At 59.3% G+C, this 15,798-nt stretch carries 15 protein-coding genes; 13 read left to right on the top strand and 2 right to left on the bottom strand.

Going from position 1 to position 15,798, the window contains the following annotated elements; all coding sequences use genetic code 11:
* Positions 1-287 precede the first annotated feature (287 nt).
* The 6 genes from K0F75_RS18015 (at position 288) to K0F75_RS17990 (ending at position 7,778) form a co-directional block, all read left to right on the top strand.
* Entirely contained in the window at positions 288-1,034 is a 747-nt protein-coding gene (locus K0F75_RS18015) for a gluconate 2-dehydrogenase subunit 3 family protein (protein ID WP_219063318.1), read from the top strand.
* 2 nt (positions 1,035-1,036) lie between these two features.
* Entirely contained in the window at positions 1,037-2,821 is a 1,785-nt protein-coding gene (locus K0F75_RS18010; RefSeq protein WP_219063317.1) for a GMC family oxidoreductase, read from the top strand.
* Positions 2,822-2,833: 12 nt separating this feature from the next.
* The gene (locus K0F75_RS18005; RefSeq protein WP_219063316.1) at positions 2,834-4,093 is read left to right on the top strand and encodes a cytochrome c; all 1,260 of its coding nucleotides are present in this window, start codon (positions 2,834-2,836) and stop codon (positions 4,091-4,093) included.
* Between the two features lie 96 nt (positions 4,094-4,189).
* Positions 4,190-5,248: a PA0069 family radical SAM protein gene (locus K0F75_RS18000; RefSeq protein WP_219063315.1), complete on the top strand. Its 1,059-nt coding sequence runs from the start codon at positions 4,190-4,192 to the stop codon at positions 5,246-5,248.
* Between the two features lie 156 nt (positions 5,249-5,404).
* Positions 5,405-6,136 (top strand): carbonic anhydrase, encoded by a 732-nt coding sequence (locus tag K0F75_RS17995; protein WP_219063314.1) that lies wholly within the window; start codon positions 5,405-5,407, stop codon positions 6,134-6,136.
* A gap of 115 nt (positions 6,137-6,251) precedes the next feature.
* A complete protein-coding gene (locus K0F75_RS17990) occupies positions 6,252-7,778 on the top strand; it encodes a SulP family inorganic anion transporter (RefSeq protein ID WP_219063313.1) in 1,527 nt (508 codons plus the stop codon).
* 38 nt (positions 7,779-7,816) lie between these two features.
* Here the strand turns inward: K0F75_RS17990 and K0F75_RS17985 are convergent, their stop codons facing one another.
* Complete coding sequence (locus K0F75_RS17985) at positions 7,817-8,470, bottom strand: hypothetical protein (RefSeq protein WP_219063312.1); 654 nt, start codon at positions 8,468-8,470, stop codon at positions 7,817-7,819.
* A gap of 380 nt (positions 8,471-8,850) precedes the next feature.
* On the opposite strand from K0F75_RS17985, the gene coxB reads away from it, so the two are divergent.
* The 4 genes from coxB (at position 8,851) to K0F75_RS17965 (ending at position 13,133) form a co-directional block, all read left to right on the top strand.
* The gene (gene coxB / locus K0F75_RS17980; protein WP_219063311.1) at positions 8,851-9,978 is read left to right on the top strand and encodes a cytochrome c oxidase subunit II; all 1,128 of its coding nucleotides are present in this window, start codon (positions 8,851-8,853) and stop codon (positions 9,976-9,978) included.
* A 70-nt stretch (positions 9,979-10,048) separates the two neighbouring features.
* Positions 10,049-11,644 (top strand): cytochrome c oxidase subunit I, encoded by a 1,596-nt coding sequence (gene ctaD, locus K0F75_RS17975; protein ID WP_219063310.1) that lies wholly within the window; start codon positions 10,049-10,051, stop codon positions 11,642-11,644.
* A gap of 1 nt (position 11,645) precedes the next feature.
* Positions 11,646-12,203, top strand: coding sequence for a cytochrome c oxidase assembly protein (locus K0F75_RS17970; protein ID WP_219063309.1), 558 nt, complete (start codon positions 11,646-11,648; stop codon positions 12,201-12,203).
* A gap of 42 nt (positions 12,204-12,245) precedes the next feature.
* Positions 12,246-13,133, top strand: a complete 888-nt coding sequence (locus K0F75_RS17965; protein WP_219063308.1) for a cytochrome c oxidase subunit 3 — start codon at positions 12,246-12,248, stop codon at positions 13,131-13,133.
* A 9-nt stretch (positions 13,134-13,142) separates the two neighbouring features.
* On the opposite strand, the gene K0F75_RS17960 is transcribed toward K0F75_RS17965, so the two are convergent.
* Entirely contained in the window at positions 13,143-13,346 is a 204-nt protein-coding gene (locus K0F75_RS17960) for a twin transmembrane helix small protein (RefSeq protein WP_219063307.1), read from the bottom strand.
* 73 nt (positions 13,347-13,419) lie between these two features.
* On the opposite strand from K0F75_RS17960, the gene K0F75_RS17955 reads away from it, so the two are divergent.
* Genes K0F75_RS17955 through K0F75_RS17945 form a run of 3 tightly spaced genes read left to right on the top strand, consistent with a single transcriptional unit; the run spans position 13,420 to position 15,790 of the window.
* Positions 13,420-14,160, top strand: a complete 741-nt coding sequence (locus K0F75_RS17955; protein WP_219063306.1) for an SURF1 family protein — start codon at positions 13,420-13,422, stop codon at positions 14,158-14,160.
* Positions 14,126-14,719, top strand: coding sequence for a hypothetical protein (locus K0F75_RS17950; protein ID WP_219063305.1), 594 nt, complete (start codon positions 14,126-14,128; stop codon positions 14,717-14,719). The genes K0F75_RS17955 and K0F75_RS17950 overlap by 35 nt, the downstream gene beginning before the upstream one ends.
* Before the next feature lie 9 nt (positions 14,720-14,728).
* Positions 14,729-15,790 carry a COX15/CtaA family protein gene (locus K0F75_RS17945; protein ID WP_219063304.1) on the top strand — a complete coding sequence of 354 codons (1,062 nt, stop codon included), beginning with the start codon at positions 14,729-14,731 and terminating at the stop codon, positions 15,788-15,790.
* Positions 15,791-15,798 lie beyond the last annotated feature (8 nt).

The following is a 15,798-nucleotide window of genomic DNA, read 5'->3' as shown; positions in this document are numbered from 1 at the left end:
GCATGGTTGACCGGCGAGACTGAGGTTTTGGGGGTCAACGCTGTGTGAGAAAGATGTCAAAGAACTGTGATTTGCAGACTGATACCGGTTTCATTTGTCGGAATGATCTGATTTTTTGATGCTGAATCGATTTTTCTTATCGTTAGCCTGCTACCATTTGTAACTTAAGTTCGCCGGCGCGTTCTGTACTTAAAGTCGTGGCACCTTGTCTGTGCGACCCAACAGCCCCGAAAAGACTGGCCGCCCAAGAGCGGCTCCTTAACCGTGATCGCAAGATGAGGCATCCCATGTCTGAGCAAGACAATCCGCGGCGTGAGTTTCTGCGCAAAACCCTGACGTTGATCCCCGTGGTAACGGTCGCCAGTGCGGGCTTCGGTCTGGGCAGCAGCGTCGTGCTGGCTCAACCACCGGCCGTGACCACCGCGACACCGCCGCCCGAAGCCCCTGCCAGTAATAAGGTGTATGAGCCGAGCTATTTCACGGCTGAAGAATGGGCCTTCATCAATGCGGCGGTCGCGCGCCTGATTCCGGATGACGAACAAGGCCCTGGCGCCCTTGAAGCCGGGGCGCCGGAATACATTGATCGGCAGATGAACACGCCGTATGCCAACGGTGCGCTGTGGTTCATGCAAGGGCCTTTCGTGGCCGACGCGCCGAAGGAAATGGGTTGGCAGAGCAAGCTGGTGCCCAAAGACATCTACCGTCTGGGCATCGCTGCCTGCGACGTCTGGTGCAAACAGCAACACGGCAAGGTCTTCGCTGAGTTGAGCCCGTCTGCGCAGGACGAGGCACTCAAGCAGCTGGAAGCAGGCAAGGCGACGTTCGACAGCGTGCCGCCGAGTCTGTTTTTCAATCTGTTGCTGCAAAACACCAAGGAGGGGTTTTTCTGCGACCCGATCCACGGTGGCAATAAGGGCCTGGTCGGCTGGACCATGGTCGGTTTCCCGGGCGCTCGCGCCGATTTCATGGATTGGGTCGAACGCAACGAGCCTTACCCGTTCCCGGCAGTGTCTATTCGCGGCGAGAGGGCTTGAGCATGGCAACCATCATGAAGAAGGTCGATGCAGTGATCATCGGCTTTGGCTGGACCGGCGCAATCATGGCCAAGGAACTCACCGAAGCCGGGCTCAATGTGCTCGCCCTTGAACGCGGACCGATGCAAGACACCTACCCGGACGGCAACTATCCCCAGGTGATCGACGAACTGACCTACAGCGTGCGCAAAAAGCTGTTCCAGGACATCTCCAAGGAAACCGTGACCATCCGTCACAGCGTCAATGACGTGGCCCTGCCTAACCGCCAGCTCGGTGCGTTTCTGCCTGGCAATGGTGTGGGCGGCGCGGGTTTGCATTGGTCCGGTGTGCATTTTCGGGTCGACCCGATCGAGCTTCGCATGCGCAGTCATTACGAAGAGCGCTACGGCAAAAGCTTCATCCCCAAGGACATGACCATTCAGGATTTCGGCGTCAGCTATGAAGAGCTGGAGCCGCACTTCGACTTCGCCGAGAAAGTCTTCGGCACCTCTGGTCAGGCGTGGACGGTCAAGGGCGAAAATGTCGGCCAGGGCAAAGGTGGCAATCCATATGCACCTGATCGCTCCGATCATTTCCCACTGGTGCCGCAGAAAAGAACCTACTCCGCGCAGATGTTTCACACAGCTGCCGGCGTCGCGGGCTACAAGCCGTATGACCTGCCCTCGGCCAACACCTCAGGGCCTTACACCAACCCTTATGGCGCGCAGATGGGGCCGTGCAATTTCTGCGGATTTTGCAGCGGTTACGTGTGCTACATGTATTCCAAAGCATCGCCCAACGTGAACATTCTGCCGGCGCTCAAACAGACCCCGACGTTCGAGCTACGGCCCAACGCCCATGTGCTGCGGATCAACCTCGACAGCAGCAAAACCAAGGCCACCGGCGTGACCTACGTCGATGCGCAGGGCCGGGAAATCGAGCAGCCGGCGGATCTGGTGATCCTCGGTGCGTTTCAGTTTAATAACGTGCGCATGCTCCTGCTTTCCGGGATCGGCAAGCCTTACGACCCGAAAACCGGAGAAGGCGTGGTTGGCAAAAACTTCGCCTACCAGAACATGGCAACCATCAAGGCGTTCTTCGACAAAGACGTGTACACCAACAACTTCATCGGTGCGGGTGGCGCGGGCGTTGCGATTGATGACTTCAACGCGGACAACTTCGATCACGGGCCGCACGGTTTCGTCGGGGGCTCACCGATGTGGGTCAACCAGGCGGGCAGCCGGCCGATTGCCGGTACGTCCAACCCGCCGGGCACGCCAGCCTGGGGCAGCGCCTGGAAGCGCACCACCGCCGATTTTTATTCGCACCAAGTGTCGATGGACGCCCACGGCGCGCATCAATCCTACCGGGGTAACTACCTGGATCTCGATCCGACCTACCGCGATGCCTACGGCCAGCCTTTATTGCGCATGACCTTCGACTGGCAGGAAAACGACATCAAGATGAACCAGTTCATGGTCTCGAAAATGAGCAAAATTGCCGAAGCCATGAACCCCAAAGCCATCGCCTTGCTGGGCAAAAAAGTGGGCGAGCACTTCAACACTGCCGCTTACCAGACCACCCACCTTAACGGTGGCGCGATCATGGGCACCGACCCGAAAACCAGTGTGATCAATCGCTACCTGCAGAGCTGGGACGTGCATAACGTTTTCGTCCCGGGGGCGTCCGCTTTCCCACAAGGTCTTGGTTACAACCCGACAGGTCTGGTGGCTGCACTGACCTACTGGTCGGCCAAGGCGATTCGCGAGCAGTACCTGAAAAACCCAGGCCCGCTGGTTCAGGCATAAGGAGCGATGATCATGAAAAATCTGCTTATCGCGACCTTGGCCCTGTGTTTCGGCGTCCCTGCTTTTGCTGTTGATAACCCGGACCCGGCGTTGATCAAACAGGGCGAGTACCTGGCGCGTGCCGGTGACTGCGTGGCTTGCCACACCGCGAAGGATGGCAAGCCATTCGCCGGTGGGCTGCCCATGGAAACGCCCATTGGCACGATTTACTCGACCAACATCACCCCGGACAAGACCGGCATAGCCGCCTACAGCTTCGAGGACTTCGACAATGCCGTGCGTCAGGGCGTCGCCAAAAGCGGCAGCACCTTGTACCCCGCCATGCCGTATCCGTCGTATGCGCGAGTGACCGAAGCCGACATGCAGGCGTTGTACGCGTACTTCATGAAAGGTGTAGAGCCCGTTGCTCAGGACAACAAGGCCGTCGACATCCCTTGGCCATTGAGCATGCGCTGGCCGTTGACGGGCTGGCGCTGGATGTTCGCGCCGAAGGTCGAGGCCTATCAGGCACCGGCTGCGCAAGATGCCGTGGTCAGTCGTGGCGCCTACCTGGTTGAAGGCCTTGGCCATTGCGGCGCGTGCCACACACCACGGGCCATCAGCATGCAGGAAAAAGCCTTGAGCGCGAATGAAGGCAACACATTCCTGTCCGGCAGCGCACCGCTTGAAGGCTGGATCGCCAAAAGCCTGCGTGGCGATCATAAAGATGGCCTGGGGAGCTGGTCCGAGGCGCAACTGGTGCAATTCCTCAAAACCGGCCGCAGTGACCACAGCGCCGTGTTCGGCGGTATGACCGATGTGATCGTGCACAGCATGCAATACATGAGCGATGAAGATTTGACCGCCATTGCCCGCTACCTGAAAGCCCTGCCCGCCAACAACCCTGACGATCAGCCCCATCAATACGATGAGCAGGTCGCCAAAGCGCTGTGGAAAGGCGATGACAGCAAAGCCGGCGCTGCGGTCTACATCGATAACTGTGCCGCCTGTCACCGCACCGACGGTCATGGCTATACCCGCGTGTTCCCGGCACTGGCGGGCAACCCGGTGTTGCAGTCCGAAGACGCGACCTCGTTGATTCACATCGTCCTCAAAGGCGGCACGCTGGCGGCGACCCATACCGCGCCGTCGACCTTCACCATGCCTGCCTACGCCTGGCGTCTGTCGGACCAGGAAGTGGCTGACGTGGTCAATTTCATCCGCAGCAGTTGGGGGAATCAGGCCAGCGTGGTCAAGGCGGAAGATGTCGCAAGCATCCGCAAGGCGGGTTGATAAATGTGTGTGGGAAGGGAACCGCTCGCCCGGTGGTGCTAGGCAAAAGAGTCGATCGCAGATACTGTATGCATACACAGTATCTGGAGAGCCCTCATGTCCACTGCTCTGCCTCCCCGCGGGCGCGGAACCGCCAGTAATCCACACAATCGCTTCGCGCCCAACCGCTCGGTCGCGGAGGATGACGGCTGGTATCAGGAAGTGCCGCTGACCCAAGGCACCGAGGTGCGTAGCGAGACGGCGAAAACCATTATTACGCGCAACACTTCGCCGGACATCCCTTTCGACCGCTCCATCAATCCTTACCGGGGCTGTGAGCACGGCTGTATTTATTGTTATGCGCGGCCCAGCCACGCCTATTGGGACATGTCGCCGGGGCTGGATTTTGAGACCAAGCTGATCGCCAAGACCAACGCTGCTGCGGTGTTGGAGCAGCAGTTGTCCAAGCCAGGATACCGCTGCGCGCCGATCACGCTGGGGTCCAATACCGATCCTTATCAGCCGATTGAGCGTGAATACAAAATCACCCGCGCGACCCTGGACGTGTTGTTGCGCTATCGTCATCCAGTGACGATCATCACCAAGGGTTCGTTGATTCTGCGTGACCTTGATCTGCTCGCCGAGTTGGCAAAGCAGCGGCTGGTGTCGGTGTTTATCAGCCTGACGACCCTCGATGATGAGCTCAAACGTATCCTTGAGCCTCGTGCGGCGGCGCCCAAGGCGCGGCTGAGGGCGATTCGGGTGATGCGTGAGGCGGGCATTCCCGTTGGCGTGTTGTGCGCGCCCATGATCCCGATGATCAACGACAGTGAGCTGGAAAGCTTGCTGGCCGAAGCCAAAGCGGCCGGTGCATTGAGCGCAAGCTACGTGATGCTGCGTTTACCGCTGGAGGTCGCCCCGTTGTTCGAGGAGTGGCTTCAGGCGCACTATCCACAGCGGGCAGCGCATGTCATGAGCCTGATTCGACAGAGTCGCGGCGGCGAGGTGTATGACAGTCGTTTTGGCGTACGAATGCGCGGTGAAGGACCATTCGCAGATTTGCTGGCCCGGCGTTACAGTGTGGCGATCAAGCGGCTGGGCTTGAACCGGCGCGAAGGCTTTGATCTGGATTGCGAGGCGTTTTGTCCACCAGGGGGGCAGATGTCGTTGTTGTAGTGAGGCAGCCCCCATTGGCCCCGGGAACCGCGGCCTAGAGCGTTATATTAAGTTTCAATTAAGCTTGGACGGCTACTGTCGACCCTGGAGTGACTGATCAGTCGCGTTCCAGGAGCAGCAGGAAAATCCACATCAATCCGTCAGAGAGAACCAGACATGAGTGACAGGGATAAACAGCCTCCAGCTGCGTCGGCCAGCGCCTCGCCAGAGACGGAAAATGCCGAGGCAGCGCTTCAGCATATCGTTGACGGTTTTTTGCATTTTCGTCATGAGATCTTCCCGCAGCAGGAAGAACTCTTCAAAAAGCTCGCCACGGCCCAGCGTCCTCGGGCCATGTTCATCGCCTGCGCCGATTCACGCATCGTCCCTGAGTTGATCACCCAAAGCGCCCCCGGCGACCTGTTCGTTACCCGCAACGTCGGGAATGTCGTGCCACCTTACGGCCAGATGAATGGCGGCGTTTCCACCGCCATTGAATACGCGGTCATCGCCTTGGGCGTGCAGCACATCATCATTTGCGGGCACTCCGATTGCGGCGCCATGCGCGCCGTCCTCAATCCTCAAACCCTGGAGAAAATGCCCACGGTCAAGGCGTGGCTGCGGCATGCCGAAGTCGCCAAGACGGTGGTCGAAGACAACTGTCATTGCGCCAACGAGCAAGAAAGCATGCACGTGTTGACCCAGGAAAACGTCATCGCCCAGTTGCAGCATTTGCGCACGCACCCTTCGGTGGCGTCGAAGATGGCCAGCGGTCACTTGTTCATCCACGGTTGGGTCTACAGCATCGAAACCAGCGAAATCCTGGCTTACGATGCCTCGCAAGACCGGTTTCTGCCGCTTGATGGCACCCATCCGATACCGGTGGCAACACCCAGAGCACGGTTTTAGGCGCTCGCGTCTGATTCACAGCTGACTTTCATAAAATCCTTCTTGGGCCTTTAGCGGCAGCGCTTCCTATGCGCTGGCGGGCCTTGTCACGTCTGAAGAATCCCGGAGAGTCATCATGGGTACTGCAGAACTGAAATCCGTTTTGCCTCGGGAGCTATTGGCTTCCGTGGTGGTGTTCCTCGTCGCCCTGCCCTTGTGCATGGGTATTGCGATTGCCTCGGGCATGCCGCCTGCCAAAGGGCTGATCACTGGCATCATCGGTGGTCTGGTGGTGGGTTGGCTGGCCGGCTCGCCGTTGCAGGTCAGCGGTCCGGCCGCAGGCTTGGCGGTCCTGGTCTTTGAAGTGGTGCGCGAGCACGGGATGGCGATGTTGGGACCGATCCTGCTTCTGGCGGGTCTGCTGCAGGTTTTGGCGGGACGCTTCAAGCTGGGCTGCTGGTTTCGGGTCACCGCGCCTGCGGTGGTCTACGGCATGCTCGCCGGGATCGGCGTGCTGATCGTCCTGTCTCAAGTGCATGTGATGTTTGATGGCGGACCCAAACCGTCTGGGCTGGATAACCTGATCGGGTTCCCCGCGACCTTGATTCAGGCCATCGGGCCGGGCACCGGCTTACAGGCCGGGATGCTCGGGCTGGGTACGATTATGGTGATGTGGCTGTGGGACAAATGGCGACCAACGGCGTTGCGCTTTGTACCGGGCGCGTTGCTGGGTGTCGGTCTTGCGACCCTTGTCAGCCTGGCGTTCGCCCTGCAAATCAAGCGCGTCGAGGTGCCGGCCAATCTCGCCGAAGCCATTGACTGGTTGCGCCCCGCCGACCTGCTGAGTCTGGCGGATCCGGGTATTTTGATCGCGGCCTTCGCGGTGGCATTTATCGCCAGTGCCGAGACGCTGTTGTCCGCTGCTGCGGTGGATCGCATGCACAACGGCCCGCGTTCGGATTTCGATCGGGAACTGACCGCCCAAGGGGTGGGCAACATGCTCTGCGGTTTGCTCGGCGCGCTGCCGATGACCGGCGTGATAGTGCGCAGCTCGGCCAACGTCCAGGCCGGCGCTCGCACCCGGCTGTCGGCGGTTTTTCATGGCGTCTGGTTATTGGCCTTCGTGTTGCTGCTGTCCAGTGTGCTGCAAAGCATCCCGGTCGCCAGCCTGGCGGGCGTTCTGGTCTATACCGGGTTGAAACTGGTCGACCTCAAGGCCTTTCGCGGGCTGGGTCGCTATGGGCGGATGCCGATGTTCACCTACGCCGCAACCGCAGTGGCGATCATCTTCACCGACCTGTTGACGGGTGTATTGATTGGCTTTGGTTTGACCCTGGCCAAACTGGCGTGGAAGGCATCGCGTTTAAAGGTCAGCCTGGTTGATCTGGATGCCGAGGGGGAAATGGAGCTGCGATTGATGGGCGCTGCGACCTTTCTCAAAGTCCCGGCGTTGACCCGGATTCTGGGCACCGTTCCGCACGGCAGCACGGTGCATGTGCCGCTCAATAACCTGAGTTATATCGACCACTCGTGTCTTGAGCTGCTTGAAGAGTGGGGACGCGCCAATGCGGCGACAGGCTCGCGGTTGATTATCGAGCCTCGTGGCCTTAAGCGTCGACTGGAGGGGAGATTGCGCACAACGGCAGGCGTCGGTTCGGCCTGAGTCGTGCGCAGTGTGGCGGTGCGCTGCAAGCAGTGATGTCAGACGGCGCGGGTTTGCTCTAGATCAAGCCCGACGCCCAGCTGGCGCGACAGGCACGGCCAACGCTTCCACGCGGCTTCGGTGTCCGGGCTGATCAGGCGGTCGCGATAGGCTTCGACGGAATCGAGCGCGAAGCTTTCATCGTCGAGCATTTCGTCTACGGCATGATGGACCGCTTCGTCCAGTTGATTGGCGAACGCTTCGCCAATCAACTGGTGGGCAATCACGCTGGCCACGGTGGTATTCGATGGAATCAGCGGTTGGCCGAAGTGCTTGATGTAGAGGTCATTCACTTCTTCGACCAGACGATGGGCCAGATAGGCTTCATCCAGCAGGCTGTCCAGGCCCTCGTGGCCGGCCATGATGCTCGGCGGCTGAAGAAAAAAGTGTTCGGCGATCTTCAATACGGGTTTGATTTGATCCTCGATACCGGCTTCGAGCGCAACCTCGTGGGCGGCGTCGAGCAAGTCCGGAACCAGTTCGATATAAGCTGCAACAAAACGTGTCAGAACACCCTTTGCGTCCAGTTCAGGTAGGTGAATGGCAGGGTGAAGGTGAGGCAATTGAGTTTCCAGCTGACGCGACAATTGGCCGGTTTCGGCCTCATGTTGATGCGCACGTTGAATCTGCTCGCGCAAAGCGGCGGTGTTCATGAAGGCTCCTGAAAGCAGTGAAGCAGGATTGAAAAGAAAACGAAGTCATACGGTAGCGCGCTTATAAAATTTGCTAAGACGCATTTGTCATAACAAATTCACATTTATGTGAATGAGATCTAAGACGCGTCCGATTGCGTTACACATTTCGCGCCCGATATAGCCCCGAATCGACAATTTAGCCAGCTAACTAGTTTTCCCACATCGCATTGCGAGGTCTGAGTCGCTGTCTATACTCGGGGCTGAAGGAAGATTAGCTGGTGACGCCCGACTGCATTTGCAGCCCTGGCCCCGACCGCCAAGTCCCCATTCTTGGCCGCCGCTCCCTTGGCCGCAGGTGAAAGCCGGCGGGATAACAAGAACGATAAGGGGAACCCGCAATGATGCGACATCCACATGTCTGGATGGGCCTCCTGTTGTGGTCGGTATTCAGCCAGGCACAAGCCGCCTGGACCACGAATATGGCGCCGGGAGCGACTGTAGTCAGTCACGAAGTATTCGACCTGCACATGACCATTTTCTGGATCTGTGTGGTGATTGGCGTTGTGGTATTTGGCGCCATGTTCTGGTCGATGATCGTCCACCGTCGCTCCACCGGCCAGGTGGCAGCCAAGTTTCATGAGAGCACGACCGTCGAAATTCTCTGGACGATTGTGCCCCTCCTGATCCTTATCGTAATGGCCATTCCGGCGACCAGAACCCTGATCAAGATGTACGACACCAGTGAGTCGGCGCTTGATATTCAGATCACCGGTTATCAGTGGAAATGGCATTACAAATACCTGGGGCAAGACGTCGAGTTCTTCAGCAACCTGGCGACTCCGGCTGATCAGATTCATAACAAAGAAGCCAAGGGCGAACACTACCTGCTGGAAGTTGACGAACCGCTGGTGGTTCCGGTGGGTGTGAAAATACGCTTTTTGGTGACTGCCGCCGACGTGATCCACTCCTGGTGGGTGCCGGCCTTTGCGGTCAAGCGCGACGCCATCCCGGGGTTCGTCAACGAAGCCTGGACCCGCGTCGAGACGCCTGGCATCTACCGCGGCCAGTGCTCTGAACTGTGCGGCAAGGACCACGGTTTCATGCCCATTGTGGTCGAGGCCAAGTCCCAGGCCGATTTCGATACCTGGCTGGCGGGCCGCAAAGCCGAGACTGCCAAACTCAAGGAACTGACCTCCAAAGAGTGGACGCTGGATGAACTGGTCGCCCGTGGCGACAAGGTTTACCACACCACCTGCGTGGCGTGTCACCAGGCCGAGGGCCAGGGTTTGCCGCCGATGTTCCCGGCGCTCAAGGGTTCGAAAGTGGCCACCGGGCCTAAGGCAGACCACTTGAGCACGGTCTTCCATGGCCGGCCAGGCACAGCCATGGCGGCGTTCGGCAAACAGCTTTCCGAGGTCGATATCGCGGCGGTGGTGACCTACGAGCGTAATGCATGGGGTAACAACAAAGGCGACATGGTCACCCCCAAAGACGTGCTGGCTCTGAAACAGGCGGACAGCAAATGATCCCTTCAATTGCCTATTCCTCTCGTTTCGCCCTGGCGTGTTTCGCTCCCCGTTTTGCAGGAGACAGGACATGAGTGCAGTGATCGATGACCATGGCCACGCCGGCCATGATGAGCACGCTCACGGCCCCGCAAAAGGCCTGATGCGTTGGGTGCTGACGACTAACCACAAAGACATTGGCACGCTGTACCTGTGGTTCAGCTTCTGCATGTTTTTACTGGGCGGCTCTTTCGCCATGGTCATTCGTGCGGAGCTGTTCCAGCCGGGTCTGCAAATCGTCGAGCCGGCCTTCTTCAACCAGATGACCACCATGCACGGGCTGGTGATGGTGTTCGGTGCAGTGATGCCCGCGTTCGTCGGCCTCGCCAACTGGATGGTCCCGTTGATGATCGGCGCACCGGACATGGCCCTGCCGAGGATGAACAACTTCAGTTTCTGGTTGCTTCCGGCGGCGTTCCTGTTGCTGGTGTCGACCCTGTTCATGCCGGGTGGCGGGCCGAACTTCGGCTGGACCTTCTACGCCCCGCTGTCGACCACCTACGCGCCGGAAAGCGTGACCTTCTTCATCTTCGCCATCCACTTGATGGGCATCAGCTCGATCATGGGCGCGATCAACGTGATCGCGACCATTCTCAACCTGCGTGCGCCCGGCATGACTTTGATGAAAATGCCACTGTTCGTCTGGACCTGGCTGATCACGGCCTTCCTGTTGATTGCGGTGATGCCGGTGCTGGCGGGTTGCGTGACCATGATGTTGATGGACATCCACTTCGGTACCAGCTTCTTCAGTGCGGCGGGCGGCGGTGACCCGGTGTTGTTCCAGCACGTGTTCTGGTTCTTCGGGCACCCTGAGGTGTACATCATGATCCTGCCGGCATTCGGCGCGGTCAGCTCAATCATCCCGACCTTCTCGCGCAAACCGCTGTTTGGCTACACGTCGATGGTTTATGCCACGGCGAGCATCGCCTTTCTGTCGTTCATCGTCTGGGCCCACCACATGTTCGTGGTCGGTATCCCGCTGGTGGGCGAGTTGTTCTTCATGTATGCCACCCTGCTGATCGCGGTGCCCACCGGGGTCAAGGTGTTCAACTGGGTCAGTACCATGTGGCAGGGGTCGCTGAGCTTCGAGACCCCGATGCTGTTCGCGGTGGCGTTCGTGATCCTGTTCACCATCGGCGGTTTCTCCGGGTTGATGCTGGCGATAGCCCCGGCGGACTTCCAGTATCAGGACACCTACTTCGTGGTCGCGCATTTCCACTATGTACTGGTGCCGGGTGCGATCTTCGGGATCTTCGCGTCGGCCTATTACTGGCTGCCGAAATGGACCGGGCACATGTACGACGAAACCCTCGGCAAGCTGCATTTCTGGCTGTCGTTCGTGGGCATGAACATGGCCTTCTTCCCGATGCACTTCCTTGGTTTGGCGGGCATGCCGCGCCGGATTCCGGATTACAACCTGCAGTTCGCCAACTTCAACATGGTGTCGTCCATCGGTGCCTTCACCTTTGGCGCGACGCAGCTTTTCTTCCTGTTCATCGTGATCAAAACCATTCGTGGTGGTCCGCCAGCACCGGCCAAACCGTGGGACGGTGCCGAGGGCCTGGAGTGGAGCATTCCTTCACCGGCGCCCTATCACACCTTCACGACGCCCCCGGAAGTGAAATGACATGAGCGAAGCGCGCTCGATCAAACGCCTGGTGATCCGCCTGTTATTGCTGGTGGTCGTGATGTTCGCCTTCGGTTTTGCTTTGGTGCCGCTGTACGACGTGATGTGCAAAACGCTCGGTATCAACGGCAAGACCGGCGATAAATATGAAGGGTCGCAGGTGGTTGATCTGAATCGCCAGGTGCGGGTGCAATTTGTCTCGAGCAACAACGTCGACATGGCCTGGGACTTCTACCCCAAGGCTGAGGAGCTGATTGTGCATCCCGGTGCGGTCAACGAGATGCTGTTCGTGGCCCATAACCCGACCAACAAGGCGATGACGGCGCAGGCCGTCCCCAGCATTTCGCCGGGCGACGTCGCGGTTTACTTCCACAAGACCGAATGTTTTTGCTTCACCCAGCAAGTGCTACAGCCGGGGGAACGCATTGAAATGCCGGTGCGCTTCATCGTTGATCGCGACCTGCCCAAGAACCAGAAAGAACTGACGCTCGCTTACACGCTGTTCGATATCACCGCTCGCCAACCACCGGCTGCAAAAGTGGCAAGCAATGGCGGTTAGGACCTGGATTCATCCAGGGCGCCCGATAAGGAGAACAATAAGATGGCAATTTACGAGCATTACTACGTTCCCGCGCAAAGCAAATGGCCGATCATCGCCACGGTTGGCATGTTCGTCACGATGTTCGGCCTGGGCACCTGGTTCAACGACATGAAGGCAGGACGGCCCGACTCCCACGGGCCACTGATCTTTTTCGTCGGCGGCCTGCTACTGGCCTACATGCTGTTCGGCTGGTTCGGCACCGTGATCAAGGAAGGCCGCAGCGGTCTGTACAGCGCGCAGATGGATCGCTCGTTCCGCTGGGGCATGAGCTGGTTCATTTTTTCTGAAGTGATGTTCTTTATCGCCTTCTTTGGTGCCCTGTTTTACGTGCGCAACCTGTCGGGTCCCTGGCTGGGCGGCGAGGGCTCCAAGGGCATCGCGCATATGCTCTGGCCTAATTTCCAATACGCCTGGCCGCTGATGAATACCCCGGACCCAAAACTTTTCCCGGGTCCTAAAGAGATCATCAATCCGTGGCACTTGCCGCTGATCAACACCATTCTGCTGGTCAGCTCCAGTGTCACGGTCACCATCGCTCACCATGCGCTGAAAAAAGGCCATCGCGGCGCCCTGAAAGTCTGGCTGGCGCTGACGGTCTTGCTGGGTCTGGGGTTTTTGGCGTTGCAGGCTACTGAATACATCGAGGCCTATCACGAGCTGGGGCTGACCCTCGGCTCGGGCATCTACGGCGCGACCTTCTTCATGCTCACCGGGTTTCACGGGGCCCACGTGACCATCGGCACGATCATTTTGTTTGTGATGCTGATGCGGGTGATGCGCGGGCACTTTGATGCCGATCATCAATTCGGTTTCGAGGCGGCAAGTTGGTATTGGCACTTTGTCGACGTGGTGTGGATCGGCCTGTTTGTCTTTGTCTACGTCTTGTAGAAGCAAGGCTTACCAGCTGACGTGAGAGACCAATTGACCGCTGTAGAAGCCCCACGCAATCAGGATGACGGTGATGGCGGCCAGGCTGACACGCACGGTCAGGGCCCTCACCACCCGGGTGGAACTGCTGTCGTCTTTGACCAGAAAGAACAGGCCGCTGAACAGACTGATCATCGTGGCAATAAGCAATAGAACAATCGCCGCTTTGAGCATGATGAAACTCCATGACGTTGGGGGAGGTATAGGCGATGTATTGCAGTATAGCTACCCGCAATTGGGGCATGCCATGAAGCGCTTCCAACCTGGCCGGGCACCCACGGTGGTGGTGTTTCTGTTACTGCCGATGCTGATTTTTCTCGGCTTCTGGCAGCTTGATCGGGGCGAGGAAAAGCGCGTACTGCTGGCCCATTACGCCGAGCGCCGCGCGGCTGAACCCATGCCCGGCACTCACCTCGAACAAACAGTCGACCCCGCCTATCGTCGCGTGCAGTTGCGCGGCCAGTTCGACGCCGAACACACCCTGCTCCTGGACAACAGCACCCGTGGCGGCAGAGCCGGTGTCGAGTTGATCCAGCCGTTTCACGATCAGGCCAGCGGGTTGTGGCTGCTGGTCAATCGCGGCTGGTTGCCTTGGCCAGAGCGCCGCACGCCGCCGGTATTCACCACCCCCAGCCAAGTTCTGAACCTCAACGCCTGGGTGTATGTGCCGTCTGGCGCCACCTTCCAATTGGCGCCCGACCCTGCGGGTGCCCCATGGCCGCGTTTGGTCACAGCGGTGGATCCGGCAACGCTCTGGCCCGAACTGGGGCGCCAAGGGTTTGCCGATGAGTTGCGGCTTGAGCCTGGCGTCGCTGCATATCAGCTCGATTGGCCGGTGGTGGCGATGGGGCCGGAAAAACACCTCGGTTACGCCGTTCAGTGGTTCGCCATGGCGGCGGCGCTGTTCGGCCTTTATCTGTACCTCGGATTACACAACGCCAAGGAGAAAACCCATGGGAGCGGCCATGAATCCACACAACATGTCTGAAACACGCGCACCGCAGAGTCGCCGCAAGGGACGTTTGCAACTGATTCTGGTGTTGCTGGTGGCCCTCGGCCCGATCCTTCTGGCGACCGGCATGTACAAACTGCAGTTCTGGGTGCCGGACGGCCGCAGCTACCACGGCGAGCTGATCGGTAACGGGCAAGGTCGCGCCGACCTCGGGGTGCCGGCCGACGAGCCCCGTTGGCAACTGCTGGTCAGTGCGCCGCAGGGCTGCGCGGCAGACTGCCAACAGCTGGTCTATCTGGCGCGGCAGGTACAGATCGGTCTGGGCCGTGACGCGACTCGCGCCAGCCACGCGCTGGCGACCGCCCAACCGCTGGAGGCCAATTACTCGGCGAAGCTCGCGCGCGAATACCCGCAGTTGCAGCGCTACCCGCTGGATCTATCGCGGTACAACACCCTTGCACCCGGCGTTGAAGCGCCACACCTCTGGATCGTTGATCCCCACGGCAACCTGGTGCTGCGTTACGACGCCAAGGTCGACGGCAAGGACCTGCTCAACGATCTACGCCAACTGTTGAAACTGTCGAACATCGGATAGGGCATCGTCATGGCCAGACCTGGATTTCGCCTCGCTTTGCTTGCCACGCTGCTTGCGCTGGTTGTGGTGTTACTCGGCGCCTACACCCGGCTGACCCACGCAGGGTTGGGATGCCCGGACTGGCCTGGCTGTTACGGTTTTATCAGTGTGCCCAACAGCGAGGCGCAACTGGCGCATGCCGAATTGCACTTTCCCGAGGCGCCCGTCGAAGCCCACAAGGGCTGGAACGAGATGGTCCACCGTTACTTCGCGGGTACGCTGGGGTTGATGATCATGGCGCTGGCGGCGCAGGCCGTGCGTCGTCGCCATAACGCCGGGCAGCCGCTGAAATTGCCGCTGCTGATGCTCTGCGTGGTCATCGCTCAGGCCGCGTTCGGCATGTGGACGGTAACCCTCAAGTTGTGGCCGCAGGTGGTTACGGCGCATTTACTGGGCGGCGTCGCGACCTTGAGCCTGCTGTTTTTGCTGACGCTGCGTTTGTCCGGGACCTTCGCACCCTTGCCGCAGTTACCCTCTCGATTACGCCGTCTGGCGGCGCTGGGACTGGTGCTGGTGATTGGGCAAATCGCCCTCGGCGGCTGGGTCAGCTCCAACTATGCCGCAGTGGCCTGTATCGACTTGCCCACCTGTCATGGCGAATGGTGGCCCAAGGCAGACTTCGCCAATGGCTTTCACCTCACGCAGCACATAGGCCCGAACTATCTGGGCGGGCAACTGGACAGTGATGCCCGCACCGCGATCCACCTGACGCATCGCATCGGCGCAGTCGTGGTGACGTTGGTATTGCTGGCGCTGGCTTGGCAACTTCAACGAGCCGGGCTCAAAGGCATGGCCACCCTGGTGTTGTTGGCCCTGGCGGCTCAGGTGGGACTGGGTATCAGCAACGTGACTCTTCACCTGCCGCTGCCGATTGCCGTGGCCCATAACGCCGGTGGTGCGGCTTTGATGTTGACCCTGACACTGGTGAATTACCGTACACGTTCATCCCTTGGCTGGGCGACCAAGACGAAACGCCGACACCGCTTTGAAGGTCAGGGATCGGCCCACGGGCAGCTTCAACCCGGCAAATAACCTGGCAC

The sequence above is a fragment of the Pseudomonas sp. UMAB-08 genome (genome assembly GCF_900095225.1).
Classification (GTDB): domain Bacteria; phylum Pseudomonadota; class Gammaproteobacteria; order Pseudomonadales; family Pseudomonadaceae; genus Aquipseudomonas.
This window is presented reverse-complemented; position numbering and strand designations above follow the sequence as displayed.

Bases quoted from the DNA above. Each gene is read 5' to 3' on its own strand.
- K0F75_RS18015 (WP_219063318.1), top strand. From the start codon at position 288: ATGTCTGAGCAAGACAATCCGCGGCGTGAGTTTCTGCGCAAAACCCTG.
- K0F75_RS18010 (WP_219063317.1), top strand. From the start codon at position 1,037: ATGGCAACCATCATGAAGAAGGTCGATGCAGTGATCATCGGCTTTGGC.
- K0F75_RS18005 (WP_219063316.1), top strand. From the start codon at position 2,834: ATGAAAAATCTGCTTATCGCGACCTTGGCCCTGTGTTTCGGCGTCCCT.
- K0F75_RS18000 (WP_219063315.1), top strand. From the start codon at position 4,190: ATGTCCACTGCTCTGCCTCCCCGCGGGCGCGGAACCGCCAGTAATCCA.
- K0F75_RS17995 (WP_219063314.1), top strand. From the start codon at position 5,405: ATGAGTGACAGGGATAAACAGCCTCCAGCTGCGTCGGCCAGCGCCTCG.
- K0F75_RS17990 (WP_219063313.1), top strand. From the start codon at position 6,252: ATGGGTACTGCAGAACTGAAATCCGTTTTGCCTCGGGAGCTATTGGCT.
- K0F75_RS17985 (WP_219063312.1), bottom strand. From the start codon at position 8,470: ATGAACACCGCCGCTTTGCGCGAGCAGATTCAACGTGCGCATCAACAT.
- coxB (WP_219063311.1), top strand. From the start codon at position 8,851: ATGATGCGACATCCACATGTCTGGATGGGCCTCCTGTTGTGGTCGGTA.
- ctaD (WP_219063310.1), top strand. From the start codon at position 10,049: ATGAGTGCAGTGATCGATGACCATGGCCACGCCGGCCATGATGAGCAC.
- K0F75_RS17970 (WP_219063309.1), top strand. From the start codon at position 11,646: ATGAGCGAAGCGCGCTCGATCAAACGCCTGGTGATCCGCCTGTTATTG.
- K0F75_RS17965 (WP_219063308.1), top strand. From the start codon at position 12,246: ATGGCAATTTACGAGCATTACTACGTTCCCGCGCAAAGCAAATGGCCG.
- K0F75_RS17960 (WP_219063307.1), bottom strand. From the start codon at position 13,346: ATGCTCAAAGCGGCGATTGTTCTATTGCTTATTGCCACGATGATCAGT.
- K0F75_RS17955 (WP_219063306.1), top strand. From the start codon at position 13,420: ATGAAGCGCTTCCAACCTGGCCGGGCACCCACGGTGGTGGTGTTTCTG.
- K0F75_RS17950 (WP_219063305.1), top strand. From the start codon at position 14,126: ATGGGAGCGGCCATGAATCCACACAACATGTCTGAAACACGCGCACCG.
- K0F75_RS17945 (WP_219063304.1), top strand. From the start codon at position 14,729: ATGGCCAGACCTGGATTTCGCCTCGCTTTGCTTGCCACGCTGCTTGCG.